The organism is Aeromonas sp. S13(2024) (assembly GCF_041402405.1).
In the GTDB taxonomy this organism is placed as follows: domain Bacteria; phylum Pseudomonadota; class Gammaproteobacteria; order Enterobacterales; family Aeromonadaceae; genus Aeromonas; species Aeromonas veronii.
In genome coordinates this window covers 50,398-66,440 of record NZ_JBGLRA010000003.1, presented here as the reverse complement: position 1 = coordinate 66,440, position 16,043 = coordinate 50,398, and the positions used below count along the sequence as shown (strand labels likewise).

General features: G+C 59.3%; 13 protein-coding genes. 4 read left to right on the top strand and 9 right to left on the bottom strand.

The features are described 5' to 3' along the window. Positions 1-115: 115 nt before the first annotated feature. The 3 genes from ACB042_RS06060 to ACB042_RS06050 all read left to right on the top strand — a co-directional run bounded on the left by ACB042_RS06060 (position 116) and on the right by ACB042_RS06050 (position 2,972). Entirely contained in the window at positions 116-1,300 is a 1,185-nt protein-coding gene (locus tag ACB042_RS06060) for an OmpP1/FadL family transporter (RefSeq protein ID WP_123172752.1), read from the top strand. Between the two features lie 191 nt (positions 1,301-1,491). Next, on the top strand, positions 1,492-1,890 hold the full coding sequence (locus tag ACB042_RS06055) for a hypothetical protein (protein WP_225315416.1): 399 nt from the start codon (positions 1,492-1,494) through the stop codon (positions 1,888-1,890). Further along, a complete protein-coding gene (locus ACB042_RS06050) occupies positions 1,887-2,972 on the top strand; it encodes an HlyD family secretion protein (RefSeq protein WP_005361696.1) in 1,086 nt (361 codons plus the stop codon). Before ACB042_RS06055 ends, ACB042_RS06050 begins: the two co-directional genes overlap by 4 nt. A 60-nt stretch (positions 2,973-3,032) precedes the next feature. Here the strand turns inward: ACB042_RS06050 and ACB042_RS06045 are convergent, their stop codons facing one another. The 7 genes from ACB042_RS06045 to ACB042_RS06015 form a co-directional block, all read right to left on the bottom strand. Further along, on the bottom strand, positions 3,033-6,137 hold the full coding sequence (locus ACB042_RS06045; protein ID WP_371178042.1) for an efflux RND transporter permease subunit: 3,105 nt from the start codon (positions 6,135-6,137) through the stop codon (positions 3,033-3,035). Between the two features lie 9 nt (positions 6,138-6,146). Continuing rightward, positions 6,147-7,346 carry an efflux RND transporter periplasmic adaptor subunit gene (locus tag ACB042_RS06040; protein ID WP_335838096.1) on the bottom strand — a complete coding sequence of 400 codons (1,200 nt, stop codon included), beginning with the start codon at positions 7,344-7,346 and terminating at the stop codon, positions 6,147-6,149. A gap of 397 nt (positions 7,347-7,743) precedes the next feature. After that, positions 7,744-8,550, bottom strand: coding sequence for an exodeoxyribonuclease III (gene xthA, locus ACB042_RS06035; RefSeq protein WP_323910177.1), 807 nt, complete (start codon positions 8,548-8,550; stop codon positions 7,744-7,746). A 235-nt stretch (positions 8,551-8,785) separates the two neighbouring features. Continuing rightward, positions 8,786-9,748, bottom strand: a complete 963-nt coding sequence (locus ACB042_RS06030) for an ion channel (RefSeq protein ID WP_371178041.1) — start codon at positions 9,746-9,748, stop codon at positions 8,786-8,788. A 66-nt stretch (positions 9,749-9,814) separates the two neighbouring features. Next, on the bottom strand, positions 9,815-11,461 hold the full coding sequence (locus ACB042_RS06025) for a tetratricopeptide repeat-containing response regulator (protein WP_005361691.1): 1,647 nt from the start codon (positions 11,459-11,461) through the stop codon (positions 9,815-9,817). 136 nt (positions 11,462-11,597) lie between these two features. Beyond that, on the bottom strand, positions 11,598-12,560 hold the full coding sequence (locus ACB042_RS06020; RefSeq protein ID WP_371178040.1) for an IS1595 family transposase: 963 nt from the start codon (positions 12,558-12,560) through the stop codon (positions 11,598-11,600). Positions 12,561-12,660: 100 nt separating this feature from the next. After that, a complete protein-coding gene (locus ACB042_RS06015; RefSeq protein ID WP_371178039.1) occupies positions 12,661-13,707 on the bottom strand; it encodes an FAD:protein FMN transferase in 1,047 nt (348 codons plus the stop codon). Positions 13,708-14,042: 335 nt separating this feature from the next. On the opposite strand from ACB042_RS06015, the gene azu reads away from it, so the two are divergent. Further along, positions 14,043-14,483 (top strand): azurin, encoded by a 441-nt coding sequence (azu, locus tag ACB042_RS06010; protein ID WP_005337768.1) that lies wholly within the window; start codon positions 14,043-14,045, stop codon positions 14,481-14,483. Positions 14,484-14,609: 126 nt separating this feature from the next. On the opposite strand, the gene ACB042_RS06005 is transcribed toward azu, so the two are convergent. Both ACB042_RS06005 and ACB042_RS06000 read right to left on the bottom strand, forming a co-directional pair. Next, positions 14,610-15,167, bottom strand: a complete 558-nt coding sequence (locus ACB042_RS06005) for a HutD family protein (protein WP_042057881.1) — start codon at positions 15,165-15,167, stop codon at positions 14,610-14,612. A gap of 85 nt (positions 15,168-15,252) precedes the next feature. Further along, positions 15,253-15,912 carry a YceH family protein gene (locus ACB042_RS06000; RefSeq protein ID WP_108541993.1) on the bottom strand — a complete coding sequence of 220 codons (660 nt, stop codon included), beginning with the start codon at positions 15,910-15,912 and terminating at the stop codon, positions 15,253-15,255. Positions 15,913-16,043: the final 131 nt, after the last annotated feature.

Below are 16,043 nucleotides of genomic sequence, written 5' to 3'. Positions count from 1 at the left end.
CGAGCAGTATAAAGCCGCAGGTCTCCCGGATGCTGACAATCAAAGAGTCAAACCGTGTTTTTGAGCAGCACACCTTGCCGGGTGCTCACCATGTTCACTATTCAGGAGTATTGAAATGCAGCCACGACTGCTGTCGCTGATGCTTGCCGCTTTGCTGAGTCCATCAGCCATGGCTGGCGGCCTTGCCCTCTACGAGACCAGCACTGCCAACAGTGCGCTGGCCAACGCAGGGTCTGCCGCCCGTGCCCAAGGGGCAGATACTATCGCAAGCAACCCGGCCGGTATGACCAAACTGGAAGGTACCCAGTTGCAGGTCAATGGCGGTGTGGTATACGGCGACCTTGAGCTGGATCTGGACAACGGCGGTAACAACGGTGGAAATGCCCTGCAGACCGCGCCGCTCGGCAGTCTCTATCTGACTCATGCCATCGACGATCAATGGGTCGCAGGTATCGGCGTTTTTGGCAGTCACGGTCTGGGTATCGATTATGGCGATGGCTGGGATGGTCGTGGTTATACCCAGTCGGCCAAGCTGACCGGCATCGCCTTTGCTCCGAGTCTGGCGTACCGCATTGACTCAAATTGGTCAGTGGGAGCCAGCCTGATCGCCATGAATGGTTCGCTGGAAGCCTCTGTGGATCTGACGTCCGGGATGGGGGAAGGGCGGGAATTTTCCAACAGCGACTGGGCGTATGGCGCCTCCTTCGGGGTACTTTACGAGCTGGATCAGCACTCCCGTATCGGCCTGAGCTACTTCTCCGAACTGAAGTGGGAGCTGGAAGATCAGCTCTTCCCACGTGCTGATGTGGCAGGTCTAGGGGTCGAGATCATGATTCCGCAGACCATTACGCTAAGTGGCTATCACCAGCTCAACGACCAGTGGGCCTTGCTGGCCAGTGCCAACTGGCAGCAGTGGTCCCGTTTTGGCGATATCGGTGTGGCATCTGCCATGGGCAGCCAAACCATTGATATGAATTACAAGGATACATGGCATGCCAGCCTGGGGGCACAGGTTGATGTCACCCCTGCACTGCGTTTGAGCAGCGGAATAGGCTATGACAGTAGTGCCGTGAGTGATGAGTACCGTACTGTGATGCTTCCAGTGGGTTCTGGTTGGCGCTGGGGTCTGGGGGCCAGTTATCAGTTGAGCCCAGCCACCAAGGTGGAAGCCAGCTATACCCTGGCCTGGCTGGGTGATATGCCAGTGGATCAGGACGGGATCGGTCGCCCGCACTTGTCCGGCAGCTACAACAACAGCTACCTGAACTTCTTCAACATCGGTGTGCAACACCAGTTCTGAGTTGTGAGCCTTGCAAGCCTTCACTGGTTGGGGGCTTCTCCATCCTAGCCGTCGCGCCGATCCGGCGCGTTATTAGCTGGGTGGCTCGTGAGGTCCACTTGTTTGCTCATCCGTTACTCAAGGAACAACATCAAATGTCATCACAATCAACCTCTGCGTTAGCGCGGTGGCTTTGGCGCCTGACGTTTATATTGGTCACGGTCGCTCTGGTTGTCTTCTTCTCGAAAGGTGCCCACATCTATCCAATTGAGGCGACCAAGTTCAACCATGCTTTGCCAGCCATCATGGTACTGCTTGATTCCGAGATCTTTATGGGGGTGATTACTGTGATCACTCTCTATGTGGTCCTCTATCTGGTCTATCTGCTGTGGCAACTGCATGAGATCGCTGTGCATCGTGCCAAGGTGTCTGAGTCGGTGCATATCACCCTGGTGTTTGCGCTCTCCTTGTGCGGACTGTTTATCGACAAGACCTGGTGGGTGCTTGCCGTCATCATCGCCTTTGCTCGTTGGGATGTGCTGAGCGAGCGGATGAGCCTTATTATCGGCCATGGTATTCGACGTGGTCGTCATGAGGGGGAGGCATCATGAAAGAGATCCTGCTGCCCTATATCCTGATCGTGTGGTTGCTGGTCAAGCTGAACATATTGCCTTGGAACCTAAAAACTGGTTTTTGGAGTACCGCAATTGGCGCGTTATTGGCGCTTGGTTTGTTGACTACTTCTCGCCATTTGGCTCCGGTGGATTTTACCGATTCAGCGACAGTTAAGGCACCTCATGCGGTGTTGGGACCATTACTAGGCATCAACCAGTTTCATCAGATAGATCAGATTTATGTTGCGCATAATCAGCGTGTTGCACGTGGTCAGCCCATTTATAGTCTTGCGGACTGGGAGAGTAACGGTAAGTCTCAGGCGTTGAGCTATCAGATTGACGCCCAGCATGCCCAGGTGGCGTCAGAGGTAAGCCAGCAGCGAGCGATCCAGTCACGACTGAACCTCAATCACAAGGAATTGGCTCGGCTGACCCAGTTGGGTAACTTTGCCAGTATTCAGAGCCGTGACCAGCTGCAGACCCAAATTGATGGCGATCTGGCGCAACTGAGTGCCAGTGAAGCGAAGGTTCAGGCGATTGAAGCTCAGGTGTTGAATCTAGAGACAGAGCTGGCCTTGCAGGAGCGACGGAATGAAGAGAAGGTGATCAGGGCTCCGTTTGATGGCCAGGTCTCGATAGTCAATATTGCCAGCGGTTCCCGTACCGGCAACATGCACCTATACGACACTTCTCGCAAGTTTCTGGAGTTTCGCATTCCGGATCAGAGTTTTCGCAACATAGCACCAGGCCAGTTTGCCGAGTTTTATGTAGATGCCTATCCCGGGCGCATCTTTCGGGCACGGGTGCACTCAGTACTTACTGGTACGGGGGAGGCCCAGATGAGTGTTGCGCAGGGGGATCAGGATGTACGGCAGCATGTGGGCAACAACATGTCGAGCCATGGCCGGACAGTGGTGCTCGACATGCTGGTGCCGGATGGTGTGGACTTGCCAATTGGGGCAACCGGCTCAGCCTGGATTTCGGCACATAAACCCCATCCGCTTCTTGGCTTTATCGACATCATCGGTGCCGCCACCGTACGCCTCAAGGCGATGAAGGCCTATCTGTTTGCGATGTAATGGACCGACATAAAAAAGCCCCTCCGTGAGGGAGGGGCTTGGTGAGCTTTACCGGAATAGTCAGGCCCTTTTTTCCGATCCTCTCATGATGAGGCGGAAGAAGAGCGGGATAAAGAAGATGGCGATAAAGGTGGCCGCCAGCATGCCACCGATGACCGGCCAGCCGAGGGCGTGACGGCTTGCCGCACCGGCCCCGCTGGAGGTGACCAACGGCACACAGCCGAGGATGAAGGCGAGCGAGGTCATCACGATGGGGCGGAAACGCAGGCGTGCCGCCTCCAGTGCCGACTCGATGAGGCTCATCCCCTCTTCGTGCTTCATCACCGCGAACTCCACGATCAGGATGGCGTTCTTGGCGGCAAGGCCCACCAGGGTCACCAGCCCGATCTGGAAGTAGACGTTGTTGGTCAGCCCCACCAGCCAGGTGGCGAGCAGGGCACCGAACAGGGCGAACGGTACGGCGGTGATCACCGCAAACGGCAGGCTCCAGCGTTCATACTGGGCGGCCAGAATCAGGAAGATCATCACGATACCGAAACCAAAGGCCATGCCTGCGCTGCCTGCGGCCGCTTTCTCCTGATAGGCTGAGCCGGTCCACTCCAGCTTGGCGTCGTTGCCAAGAGCCTCATTGGCGACCTCTTCCAGCGCGGCGATGGCTTGACCCGAGCTGTAGCCAGGGGCGGGCTGGGCCATGATCTTGGCGGCCTGGAAGATGTTGAAGCGTTCGACCAGTTCGGGGCCGGTGGCATCACGCACCGTCACCAGACTGCTGAGCGGGATCATCTCCCCCTTGTCGGAGCGGACATAGACGTTGCGGATGTCACTCTTCTTGGCGCGATAGTCTGCCTCGGACTGCAACTGCACCCGGTAGGTACGGCCGAACTGGTTGAAGTCGTTGACATAGACCTGACCGAAGGTGGCCTGCATGGTGTCGAATACCGCGTTGATCGGCAGCCCCAGTGCCTTGGCTTTTTCGCGATCCAGGTCCAGATAGACCTGTGGCACGTTGGCGCGGTAGGTACTGGTGACACTGGCAAACTCCGGGCGCGCCTTGGCCGCTTCGAGGAAGCGCTGTACTTCGCCGGAGAAGGCCTGGGCGTTGCCGGTGCCACGGTTTTGCAGATAGGCCTCAAGGCCACCTGTGGTGGACATCCCCTGAATGGGAGGCGGGTTGAAGGAGGCGACAAAGCCATCCGCCAGCCCCATCAGGCTCAAGCCCTGGAAGGTCTTGGCCAGCGAGAAGGAGTCCTGTCCGGCCCCCTGACGCTCACTCCAGTCCTTCAGGGTAATGAAGGTCATGCCGCTGTTGCTGATGATGGCATTGGATAGAATGTCAAAGCCCGAGAAGGTGATCACATCCTTCACATGGGGGTTGGCCATGGCGATCTTGTCGAACTGATCCGCTACCGCCTGGGTCCGGCTCATCGCGGCCGCATCCGGCAGCATGACGGCGGAGATGAGGTAGCCCTGATCTTCGTTCGGTACCAGTTCGCCCGGCACTTTCAGGAAGAGGCCGTAGATGGAGAGGATCAGCACGGCGATGATGGCAAAGGCGACCCCCACCCGACGGTTGAGGAAGGCCACACCCCGTACATAGCCGCGGGTCAGCTGGTCAAATTTATTGTTGAACCAGACGAAGAAACGGGCCGGTTTGTGGTGCCCCTCCTTGAGCAACACGGCACAGAGGGCCGGGGAGAGAGTCAGTGCCACCAGACCGGAGATGGCGACCGAGACCGCGACCGTGATGGCGAACTGTTTGTACATCACCCCGGTCATGCCGCCCATAAAGGCGACCGGCAGGAACACGGCGCAGAGCACCAGCACGATGGCGACCACCGGACCGGAGACCTCCTGCATGGCGAGGATGGCAGCCTCCTTGGCGGAGCACTTCTTCTCGCTCATGATCCGCTCGACGTTCTCGAGCACCACGATGGCGTCATCTACCACGATACCGATGGCGAGCACCATGCCGAACAGGGTCAGCAGGTTGATGGAGAAACCGAGCACCAGCATGCCGGCGAAGGTCCCGATGAGCGACACCGGCACCGCGATACAGGGGATCAGGGTGGCGCGGAAGTTCTGCAGGAACAGATAGACCACCACGAACACCAGTACGATCGCCTCGAACAGGGTGTGTACCACCTCTTCGATGGAGATCTTCACGAACTCGGTGGTGTCGTAGGGGATCTGGTACTCGATATCCTGCGGGAAGCGCTCCTTGAGTCGCTCCATGGTGGCGTGTACCGCATCGGCAACCGCGACGGCGTTGGCGCCCGGCTGCAGATAGGTGGCGATACCGATGGCCGGTTTGCCGTTGGCGCGGGCGACCAGATCATAATCCTTGCCCCCCAGCTCGACCCGGGCGACATCGCGGACCCGGATCTTGGAACCATCGGGCATGGAGCGGACGATGATGTTCTGGAACTCCTTCACATCCTCAAGGCGCCCCTTGGTCTGCACCGTGTAGGTGAAGTCGATGGGGGCCGTGGTGGGTTGGGCTCCGATCTTGCCCGCAGCGAACTGGGTGTTCTGTTCGCGAATGGCGCCAATCACGTCGCTCGGGGTGAGCTCGAGCTGGGCCAGTCGATCCGGCCGCAGCCAGATACGCATCGCATAGTCGGTACCGCCAAACAAGGTGGTATCACCGATGCCGGGAATCCGCTTGAGCTCGTCGATGATGTTGAGCAGGGCGTAGTTCGACAGATAGGTGGTATCAAACGAGCCGTTCGGTGACTGGAGGGTGACCACCTGCAGGATGGAGGTCGATTTCTTCTTGACCGTCACCCCCTGCTTTTTCACCTCTTCCGGCAGCTGGGCCATGGCGGCCGAGACCCGGTTGTTGACGTTGATGGTGGCCTGATCCGGATCGGTGCCGATCTCGAAGTAGACGTTGAGGTTCATCTGGCCGTTGGAGGCCGACCCCGACTGCATGTAGATCATCCGCTCGACGCCGTTGATCTGCTGCTCCAGCGGCGCAGCCACGGTCTGGGAGATCACCTCCGGGGTGGCGCCCGGATAAAACGCCGTGACCGAGACCACCGGCGGGGTGATCTGGGGATATTGCTCGATGGGGAGCGCCCGCATCGCCGCCAACCCGCCCAGCACGATAATGATCGAAATCACGCTGGCGAAGATGGGGCGTTCTATGAAGAACTTGGAAAACATACGGGCTCCTTACTTGGCCGCAGACTGGCTGACCACCTTGCCGGTGATCGCCTTCATCTCGTCGGCAGAGACAGGTTTTACCACGGCGCCGGGGCGAGCCTTCATCAAGCCTTCGACGATATAGCGCTCACCAGCCTGCAGGCCGCTCTCGATCAGCACGCCGGAGTCGACTGCCGCGCCCAGGGTCACCGGACGGGGCACCACCTTGTTGTCGGCATCGACCACCATCACCATGCGGTCAGCCTGGGACTGGACGATGGCGCGCGGCGGCACCACGATGGCGTTTTTGCGCAGGCCCAGATCGATGGTCATGCGGACAAACTGGCCGGGCAGTAGTACGCCGTCCTTGTTGTCGAAGATGGCACGGGCACGGATGGTGCCGGTCTGGGGATCGACCCGGTTGTCGGAGAAGTTGAGCTTGCCCGCCTCCGGATAGAGGGAGCCATCGGCCAGACGAATATGGGTGCGCCAGGTGGTGGCATCCTTCGCTTCAATCACCCCTTTCTTTACCGAGTTTTCGAAGTTGAGGCGATCCTGCTCCGAGTAGGAGAAGTTGACGTAGAGCGGATCAAACTGGGTGATGGTAGTGAGCAGGCCGTTGTCGCCGCTGGTGGAGATAAGGCTCCCCTCGGACTGGGAGCTCTTGCTCGCCATGCCGTTGATGGGGGCGGTCACCTGGGTGTAGCTGAGGTTGAGCTCCGCCTCTTTCACCTTGGCCTGAGCGGCCTGATGACTGGCGATGGCCGCTTCATAGTTGGCGATGGTGTCGTCATAGTCCTTGCGACTCACCACCTGACGCTTGAAGAGGGGAATGATGCGATCCCGATCGGCACGGGCCTTGTTGAGACGGGCCTGCTCCTGAGCCAAAGTCCCTTTGGCCTGCTCCAGCGCCACCTTGTAGGGCTCCGGGTCAATCAGAAACAGCTCCTGACCGGCGGTAACCGGCTGGCCTTCCACATAAGTGCGCTTGAGCAGGATGCCACTGACCCGGGAGCGCACATCAATCTCGCGAAAACCGGCGGTCTCTCCCACCATCTCGGTGGTGAGCGGCACATCGGTCAGCTTGACCTCGGCGACCACCACAGGGACGGCGGGCATGGTCTGGGCCGTCTGGTTCGTCTCGCCGCCACAGGCGCTCAGACCGCTGATCAGCGCCAGGGTCAGCAAGCTGCGTTTGTAAACCTCTCTTCCGGCATTGGGCACCTTCATCATCACACTCCTGTTGGATCGATTTCGGCTGCTGCGTTCAGCATGTTTCTCCATACACATCATTAACTTCATGATTAAAAAAACAACTTATTTATGATTGGAATGGGAGATGATAGGGCGGCAACCTTGAACACAACCTTCTCAAAGTGGCAATTAGGGTTGCCGATTGACGAAAAAAGTCTGACTTTTCCGATTTGGGCGGGGGGCTTCGGGGATGTTCATCCCGGGCCCGGGCTCTTCGCAACCGTATCACGCCAGCCACTCCTTGCTGCAAAAAATAAGGTGCCATAAGGCACCTTGTCTGGATGGGTTTTTTACGCCCTTTTATCGCGGGCAACCGCGAGCCGCTTCACAATTTACGAATTCGTCGCGGCTCATCGGTTAATCTTGCGCCGCATCAGGCGAAGCAGGCCCAGATGGGAGCGTGGTCGGAGGGTTTCTCGATGCCGCGCAGCTCGTAGTCGATGCCGGTCTCGGTCACCTTGTCCTTGAGGGCGTCGGAGGCCATGATGAGGTCGATGCGCAGGCCGCGGTTCTCGTCAAAGCCCTTGGAGCGGTAGTCAAACCAGGAGAAACGCTCGCACTCGGTGGGGTTGGCGGCGCGGAAGGTGTCGGTCAGGCCGAACCCTTTCAGTCGCTCCATCCATTCGCGCTCGATGGGCAGGAAGGAGCATTTGCCATCCCGCAGCCAGCGTTTGCGGTTTGCCTCGCCGATGCCGATGTCGAGATCGGTGGGGGAGATATTCATATCCCCGATCAGCACCAGCTGGTCGTCCGGGGTGTGGTTGGTCTCGAGGTAGTGCTGCAGATCCTCGTAGAACTTCTGCTTGGCCGGGAACTTGGTCTCGTGATCTTGGCTTTCACCCTGCGGGAAGTAGCCGTTCATCACCTTGATGAGAGAGCCGTCTTCGCGCTCGAAGGTGGCCATGATCATCCGGCGCTGGGCCTCTTCATTATCGGTGGGGAAGCCTTTCTCCACCTTGACCGGCTTCTGCTTGCTCATGATGGCGACCCCGTAGTGGGCCTTCTGGCCGTGAAACTCCACGTTATAGCCCATGGCCTCCACATCGGCCAGCGGGAAGGCTTCATCGTGCACCTTGATCTCCTGCAGGCCGATCACATCGGGCTGGTGCTTGTCGATGATGGCTTGCAGCTGGTGCAGACGGGCGCGCAGGCCGTTGATATTGAAAGAGATGATCTTCATGTCCGGGATGCTCATGTCATTTTTATAAGTGGCTATTGGACTAGGAATCGGCGGTGGATGCAAGTTCGGGGGCTGTGACTGGTGCAGCTGCTTGGTAACCTGTTCACGATCCGTCGCGAGAGGTTGTCAGCAAGGTGAAGCGCAGCGCAGGAACCGGATTGTATATGTATACATGAGGATTCCGAGCAGCACATGAGCCTTGATCACACCTCGCAGTAGGATCGTGGACAGGTTTTCAGCGGGTCATCTTTTTGACGAATACCACCACAAACAGCGCCAGCGTAAAGCTGCCGGTGAAGGCTTCGAAGGCGGCGAAGATCCTGGAGAGCCCGACCGGAGTGAAGTCGCCGTACCCCAGCGTGGTGAAGGTGACCACGCTGTAGTAGAGGCATTCGAGCAGGAAGATGGCATTTTGCTCGAGCGGGGCACCGGGCTGGTAGATGAGGTGCTCGCCCTGAAAATGCAGTCCGCAGAAGAAGTAAAAAATGCTGCAGATAAAGATGAGCAGCAACGAGAAGAGCACCACCCGCATCGGGGCCTCGCCATAGCCGCAGAAGAGATCGACCACCCAGGAGGTGAAGCGCTGGGTCGACCAGAACGGCAGTTGCAGGCGGCGCATGGTGAGCTCCTGCTGGATATAGTTGCCGGACATGGTGAAGATCCCCTGTGCCTCGGAGGCTTTGCGCAGATCCCGGTAGGTCTCTTCCGCCTCCTTGAACCAGATGCGCGCCTGTTTGGGATCCCGTTCGCGGCGCCCCTTGCGATCCTGCATCACCCGTTTGCCGGTCTGCATGTTGTCGAGCCGGGTGTTGTGCCAGCGGATGCCGAGCAGGTTGACGTCATCGAGGGTGGCGCACTGGAGGTTGGCATCACTGAGATCGGCCTTCATCAGGCTGCCGCCCTTCATGCGCAGGCCGTAGAGGTGACCACCGCGCAGGTTGGCGCGATAGAGGTTGCACTGCTCCAGCAAAAATCCCTGATCGGACTCCTTGTTGACCAGATTGAGGCCAGCCAGATTGGCCCGTGACAGCTGCAGGCCGTGGCAGAGTCCGCCAGCGCGGACGTACTGTTCAAGCGCCTCGGCGGTGTGAGCTCCCTGATGGGTATGGTGGGGATCATGCCAGTGGCAGAGATCGTGCTCGCCAGCCTCTTCACTGCAGTGGCGGCCATCGGCCACCAGATAACGACACATCGCCATCTTCATTTCCCTCTCATTGCCGAACTGGTTTCAGCATAGGCGGGGAAAGGGGGGCGCGGCGGCGTCTTAGCTGAACTGGTTGAACTCCTGACGCAGCTTGCGAAAACGCTCCTGCTGGGCCGGGTTGAGGGGGATGCCGTCGAGCACGTCCAGGGTGTCTTTGCACTCGGCACCAAATTCCGGACTCTTGCGGTTTTTCTGCATCAGTTGCAGCAGCACCTGGATCTTGTTGAGAGCCGCACCGGTATTGGCGGGGGCGCGGCGCAGGGCCTCGCGAAAATGGCCGAGGGCCTGCTCCAGCTCGCCGCTCTGATAGGCCTTGATCCCCAGATCGTTGAGCTGCTGGTAGCGCTGACGCCGCTCCAGCACCGTCTTGTCATCCCGGGTTGCCTGAATGCAGGTGGTGAGCAGCCGATCTTCGTCCTCTGCCAGCAGCCCCTGCAGGCTCTCTGCATATTCAAACTCGCCGAGCTGATAGAGGGCAAGGATGGTCTCGCCAAGCAGGGCGGGGGGCATGGTGGCCGGTTCATCGAGCCAGTTCTGATTGGCGCGATAGAGCATCTTCTTGCCCTTGAGCAGCTCCCCCAGCGCAATCTGCACCCGGGCCTGACAGATCTGCTCGAACACCGGGTAGTTGAACTCCGACATCATCAGCGAATCGCGGATGCGCGACAGGGCAGAATTGACCTGCTTTTGCAGGTTGGCGATGTGGTAGCTGTCGTTGCTGTTGAGGGCGTAGAGGGTCAGGGTCTGGATATAGGCCCCCAGATAATGGGGCGTGCGGTGGATGGAGTTGCGCGACAGGTCGATCAGCGACATCAGCACATCCTTGGCCTGGGCGTAGTCGTGGCGCTGCAGGCACACCTCCGCCAGCCGACGGGAGAGTTGCACCGACTGGGGGGAGATATCCACCGCCCGTCTGAGCTCCTGCTGCGCCTGCTCGTCATTGCCAAGGGCCAGCAGGGATTCCGCCAGCCAGAGGTGAGCCTCCACCATCAGCGGGGTATTTTTGAGGGTCGCCTGCAGATGGCTGACCGCCTCTTCGTGGAGCCCCAGGGTGTTGCACGCCTTGCCCAGCGTCAGGCGGGCCCAGCTGTTCTCCTGCCCGGCCAGCAGCTGGCGCATCAGGGCGCGTGCCTCTTGTGCCTGACCCAGCTTGAGGTGGGTATCGGCCTGCAGGCAGCGGCAGTAGTTGGCAAAACGGGGCACCGCATCGGCCCGCTCGGCACAGGCGGTAATGAGGGCTGCCAGATTGTCATCGGCCAGCGCGGTAAAGACGCTGGCCAGCGCATTGCGCCGGGCGAGGGCACGCTTCAAGCGAAACGAGAACTGCTCCTGAGAGAAGGGCTTCATCAGGTATTCGTCGGGCTCGGCTTCCAGCGCGCTCAGTACCATGGCGCGGGAGCTGTCGCCACTCACCATGATCACCACGCTCTGGGGCGGGATCAGATCTTTGTCGCGCAGGCTTTCGAGCAGCTGGCGACCATTTTCGCCAACCCCGAGATCGTAATCGATGAGATAGATGTCGAAACTGCCCTTCTGGCAGCGGCGCCGCGCATCCTCGGCGGTATTGGAGTAGGTGATGTTGCTGATACCCAGATTGAGCAGCATCGCCTTCATCATCACCTGAAACGAGCGCTGCTCATTGACCATCAGAATGCGTTGTGGCTTGGCTGGGCTCTTTTTTTCTGGCTCTTGTTCAGGTGTCTGCATCTGTCTGGGTCGAGGCGCTGCGGGCTGATGGGAGAAAGTGTGCCACCAAAGCGCCCGAAGAGGCAATTGGCCAAGTTGTCGATTGCGAACCATCTCCGTTTGTCCGCCTTTTGACCGCGATGAGTGAAAGAAAAGGCTATGTCCCAATTACGTGTTGCATGGGGCGCCCCAGCGCCTCATGCAAACATGCTTTGATATTCACACCCCTCCCGTAACGCTCCAGCATCCGGCGCCAACCCAAGTAGTTCTTCAGGTAGTGCGTCGCCACGCCATGGAACCGCTCCATCCACTCTTTCAACCGATGGTGATACCCGTTTACGTGCTGGATGTGATACGCACCGACCACCCGTTCGCCTTGACGATTGCGCACCACCTGATGGGTTACACCCCGTTCTTTGCTGAAACAGGCATACACACCCGCTCCATCGCTACACAGCACCGCATCCGGTGACACCAGCGGCTTCAACACCGCGATGACCGTCTCGGCATCTATTTTCTCCAACTGGAAATCCGCATGGTGGCCTGCACGGTCTTGTACCACCATCACCGGGATGTAATCTGGCCCGGTTCCACGAGTTCGACCTTTACCACCGCGATGACGTGGTGGACGCGGCAGTCCCCGCTGCCCCTTGAACGATTCAAGGAAGAAGGTCTCATCAACCTCAACGATGCCCTCTTCCCGGGTGGCCTGATGGGTTGCCATCGCGCGCAAGAAGCGGTGACGCCAGAGGAACGCGGTGTTTTTGCTGACCCCACAGCACCGCGCAGCCTGGCGGACAGTCAGTCCTTCGATGAGGGCTTGCGCGTAGTCTTCCCAGCACTGTGCTTTACGCAATCTGGCCAAGGGCGTCTTGGTCAGAACGGTGCTGGTGCGCAGACACAGTTTGCAACGGTAGCGGCGCAGCCCCCAACTCCATCCCCAAGGCGCCAGCTGGGTAACATCGGCCTGACAATGGGGGCAGCCACTGCATGCCGGTAACTGAGTATTGAGCGAGGTAATGGTGTGGGGTGCAGTGAGCTCCTGCTGAGCAACACGACGCTGGCGCAGGGTTAACTGGGGAAACAGAGACAGCAGGTGTTGAAAGGCTGGGGTATCCATGATGGTAGACCTCAAGGTGATGGCCTACTTCAAGATTAGCCTTTCAACACGTAATTGGGACAGAGCCAAAGAAAAAGGCCCTGTTGCCAGGGCCTTGAACTCACCGTTTTTTCTCTGCCAGATAGGGAGCAAATTGCGGCGTGTACTCAGCCTTGAACCCCAGTTCGGTCTTGATGATGAGATAGACCGCCAGCTGGTGCTGTTTGGCAAATGCCATCCCCGCTTCAGGCCCCATCACCATCAGCGCGGTATCGAGAGCATCGGCCTCCAGCGCGGTCGGGGTGATGACGCTGGCGGAGACCAGCTTGTGGGTGACCGGCTGGCCGGTGGCGGGATCGATGATATGGGAGTAACGCTGGCCATCCAGCTCGTAGTAGTTGCGATAGCTGCCCGCGGTGCTGAGCGCCATGCCGTTGGGGATGACGATATCGGAAAACGCCCCCGGCTGATCGGAGGGTTCGACGATGGCCACTTTCCATGGCGAGCCCTTGCTGTTGTTGCCCTTGCTGCGCACCGCACCGGCCACTTCGATCAGGTAGTTGTGTACCCCCTTGCCTTCGAGCAGGGCGGCAATCTCGTCAGAGGCAGCCCCCTCGCCGAGAGTGGAGAGGTCGAGATAGAGATCCGGGATCGTTTTTTCGAGCAGGAAGTGATCCCCCTGCGGGGTCAGGCTCAGCTTGTCGATCCCCACCTTGTGGCGGGCGGCGGCGATGGCTGCCTCATCGGGCCGCTTGACCGGCCGTTTGTCCGGGCCAAAGCCCCACAGATTGACCAGAGGCCCCACGGTCACATCCAGCTTGCCGTCGGTCAACTTACCGGCATCAATCCCCTGCTGGACTATGATGGCCATGGCGGGCGGGATGGCAAACGGGGTATTGGCGGGCCCCTGATTGAAACGGGAGATGAGCGAGCCCGGATCGTAGGTGGAGATCTCCTTGTTCATCCGGGCCAGCAGGCTCTCTACGTCGCTTTTGAGGGCGGGCTCCCCACCGGGGTAGCTATCGCTCAGGGTCACCACATAGTAGGTGCCCATGGTCTTGCCCTGAATACGGGTCTGGGCTGGCGGGGTGGGCTGGCAGCCGGCCAGCGCCAGCAGCAGGGTCAGCAGCAGGCCGCGCAGGGCCGCCACGGGGGTTATCGCAATCATCCGGCGCTCTCATCTGGAGAAGGTTCATATCGGGGCGCTAGCTTAGCCAAGGGGCGCCCGCCGGGCGAGCCCTGATAGGGGCAATCGGAGGGAAAAGAGCAGAAAAAATTAAACAGGTTTGAACCTATGGCGGGAGCGGGTCGTATCGTCCATCCGTGAGGGAGATAGTGGCGAGTAGAGCACCGTCTGGTGACCTGGCCCGCAGCTTTAGCCAAAAGCCATAGCCGATTGAAGACAATTGAGTAAAATGAAGGTCGATTTAGACGGCATCTTTGCGAAGCGTTCACCGCATCCGCCAAGTCGTTGCCATCCATTGCCAATCAAAGGAGAAGATGATGAAAAAGGCGATTACCCTGCTGTTTCTGAGTACCCTGGCTGCCCCCGTACTGGCGGATGAGTGTGCACTGGTCATCGAAGGCAATGATGCCATGCAGTACAACCTCAAAGAGATGAGCGTGCCGGCCACCTGCAAGGAGGTGACGGTCACCCTGAACCACACCGGCAAGCTGCCTGTGACCGCCATGGGTCACAACTGGGTGCTGGCCAGCACCGCCGACTATCAGACCGTGGCGACTGCCGGGATGAGCGCCGGGGCCGAGAACGGCTATCTGCCCAAGGATGATCCCCGTGTGCTGGCTCACACCAAGCTGATCGGCGGCGGCGAGAGCAGCAGCGTCACTTTCAAGACCGACGGTCTGGCGGGCAAGGATCTCACCTTCTTCTGCTCCTTCCCCGGCCACTTCGCCATGATGAAGGGCTCCTTCAAGGTCAACTAAGGCGCTGACCGGCACGAGCTGGTTGCCTCAATAGCAAAAGCCGGGATTTCCCGGCTTTTTCATTTCTGCTGTTTGTGTGTGGCGTGGCATGGCATGGCATGGCATGGCTGCGAGCCCACGCCAGCGCTATTTGGCCTGCAGGGTAAAGAAGGCGATGGCGGTCTTCTTCTGGCATTCGAAGTGAATGCTCTCTTCCCCGGTCACTACCAGCGTCTCGTTGATAGCCACCTCTTTGCCCTGCACGGCCAGCTGGCCGCTCAGCAGGTGACAGAGGTAGGTCTTCTCTGGCTCGAGGGTAAGGGTCAGCGGGAAGGGGAGGTTCAGCACCCGCACGTTGGCGCTGATGCGATCCGGATGGTAGATAAGCCCCAGATCGGTCACCTCTTTTTTCAGCAACTCGCAGTGGGTCTCCTCATCGCCGCTAAAGTGCGCCGCCTCGAAGGTGGCGTAGGGGTGGCCGTTGAGCACAAAGCCTGCCCCGCTCACCGGCAGCAAAATGCGCTGATAGCCGGGAAAGGGGGAGAAGGGGCCCGCGCTCTTGATGGGGGCCGAGCTCAGTCGATAGTCAAAGTCGAGTTTGGCAAGGCTGCTCCCCTTGGGGGAGATGAGGATCTGGCTGGTAGTGCCCTGCTGGTTTTTCCAGGGCATCTTCTGGTGGTCAGACTCTTTAATCAGGGTGATCACGGGCACTTCCTCACGATAAAAAAACGCAGGGAGCCGGGGACATCTGCCCCGGCTCCCTGATAGAGATTGGCGATGGTAAAGGCGATCAGCCCTGACCATCCAGCGCAGCCAGCCGCGCTTCCATGGCGGCGAGACGGCTCTTGAGCTCGTTTACCTCCTGCTCCAGCTCGCTCAGACGGTCGGCGGCAGGGGAGGCATAGGCCGCGGCGGGGGCAGCATCCATCATCGCCTGAATATCCACTTCGCCGCTAAACAGGTGGGCATAGCGGGATTCGCGCTTGCCCGGCTCGCGCGGCAGCTTGACCACGTAGGGGCCACGCTCGATGAGCTGGGTCAGCACCGCATCCACCTCGGTGACATCATCGAAGCTGCAGAGGCGGTTGGTGCGCGAGCGCAGCTCCCCCGGGGTTTGCGGGCCGCGCAGCAGCAGTTCGCAGACGATGCCAAGCTCTTGGGCACTGAATTTCAGCTCGCCAAACTCGGTGTTGCAGAATCTGTGCTGATAGCGGGGCACCCGGGCGTTGAAGCCTGCAGTGTTGACCACCAGCCGCTTGCGGATCAGCTCGTCTACCACGGCGCGGATATCGAGCTCGGAGAGATCCAGCACCGGCTCGCGGTTGCTCTTCTGGTTGCAAGCATTGACCAGTGCATTAAGGGAGAGGGGATATTGATCCGGGGTGCAGATCTCTTTTTCAATCAGACAGCCGATGACGCGGGCTTCCAGTGGGCCAAGTACTAACTCCATTTCCAACTCCCTTCCAAATCGAGACATCAAGAGCCCCTATCTTAGTCATGGTCCGCGCCGCGTCTAGCGTTGCGCGCCATTTTTGCGAGCTGATCAGGGCGTTGGCGAAAGGCTCGCCAACGCCAGAGGTC

What these genes read in the sequence shown, in the direction of transcription:
- ACB042_RS06060 (WP_123172752.1), top strand. Translation starts at nt 116, where the DNA reads ATGCAGCCACGACTGCTGTCGCTGATGCTTGCCGCTTTGCTGAGTCCA.
- ACB042_RS06050 (WP_005361696.1), top strand. Translation starts at nt 1,887, where the DNA reads ATGAAAGAGATCCTGCTGCCCTATATCCTGATCGTGTGGTTGCTGGTC.
- ACB042_RS06045 (WP_371178042.1), bottom strand. Translation starts at nt 6,137, where the DNA reads ATGTTTTCCAAGTTCTTCATAGAACGCCCCATCTTCGCCAGCGTGATT.
- ACB042_RS06040 (WP_335838096.1), bottom strand. Translation starts at nt 7,346, where the DNA reads ATGAAGGTGCCCAATGCCGGAAGAGAGGTTTACAAACGCAGCTTGCTG.
- xthA (WP_323910177.1), bottom strand. Translation starts at nt 8,550, where the DNA reads ATGAAGATCATCTCTTTCAATATCAACGGCCTGCGCGCCCGTCTGCAC.
- ACB042_RS06030 (WP_371178041.1), bottom strand. Translation starts at nt 9,748, where the DNA reads ATGGCGATGTGTCGTTATCTGGTGGCCGATGGCCGCCACTGCAGTGAA.
- ACB042_RS06025 (WP_005361691.1), bottom strand. Translation starts at nt 11,461, where the DNA reads ATGCAGACACCTGAACAAGAGCCAGAAAAAAAGAGCCCAGCCAAGCCA.
- ACB042_RS06020 (WP_371178040.1), bottom strand. Translation starts at nt 12,560, where the DNA reads ATGGATACCCCAGCCTTTCAACACCTGCTGTCTCTGTTTCCCCAGTTA.
- ACB042_RS06015 (WP_371178039.1), bottom strand. Translation starts at nt 13,707, where the DNA reads ATGATTGCGATAACCCCCGTGGCGGCCCTGCGCGGCCTGCTGCTGACC.
- azu (WP_005337768.1), top strand. Translation starts at nt 14,043, where the DNA reads ATGAAAAAGGCGATTACCCTGCTGTTTCTGAGTACCCTGGCTGCCCCC.
- ACB042_RS06000 (WP_108541993.1), bottom strand. Translation starts at nt 15,912, where the DNA reads ATGGAGTTAGTACTTGGCCCACTGGAAGCCCGCGTCATCGGCTGTCTG.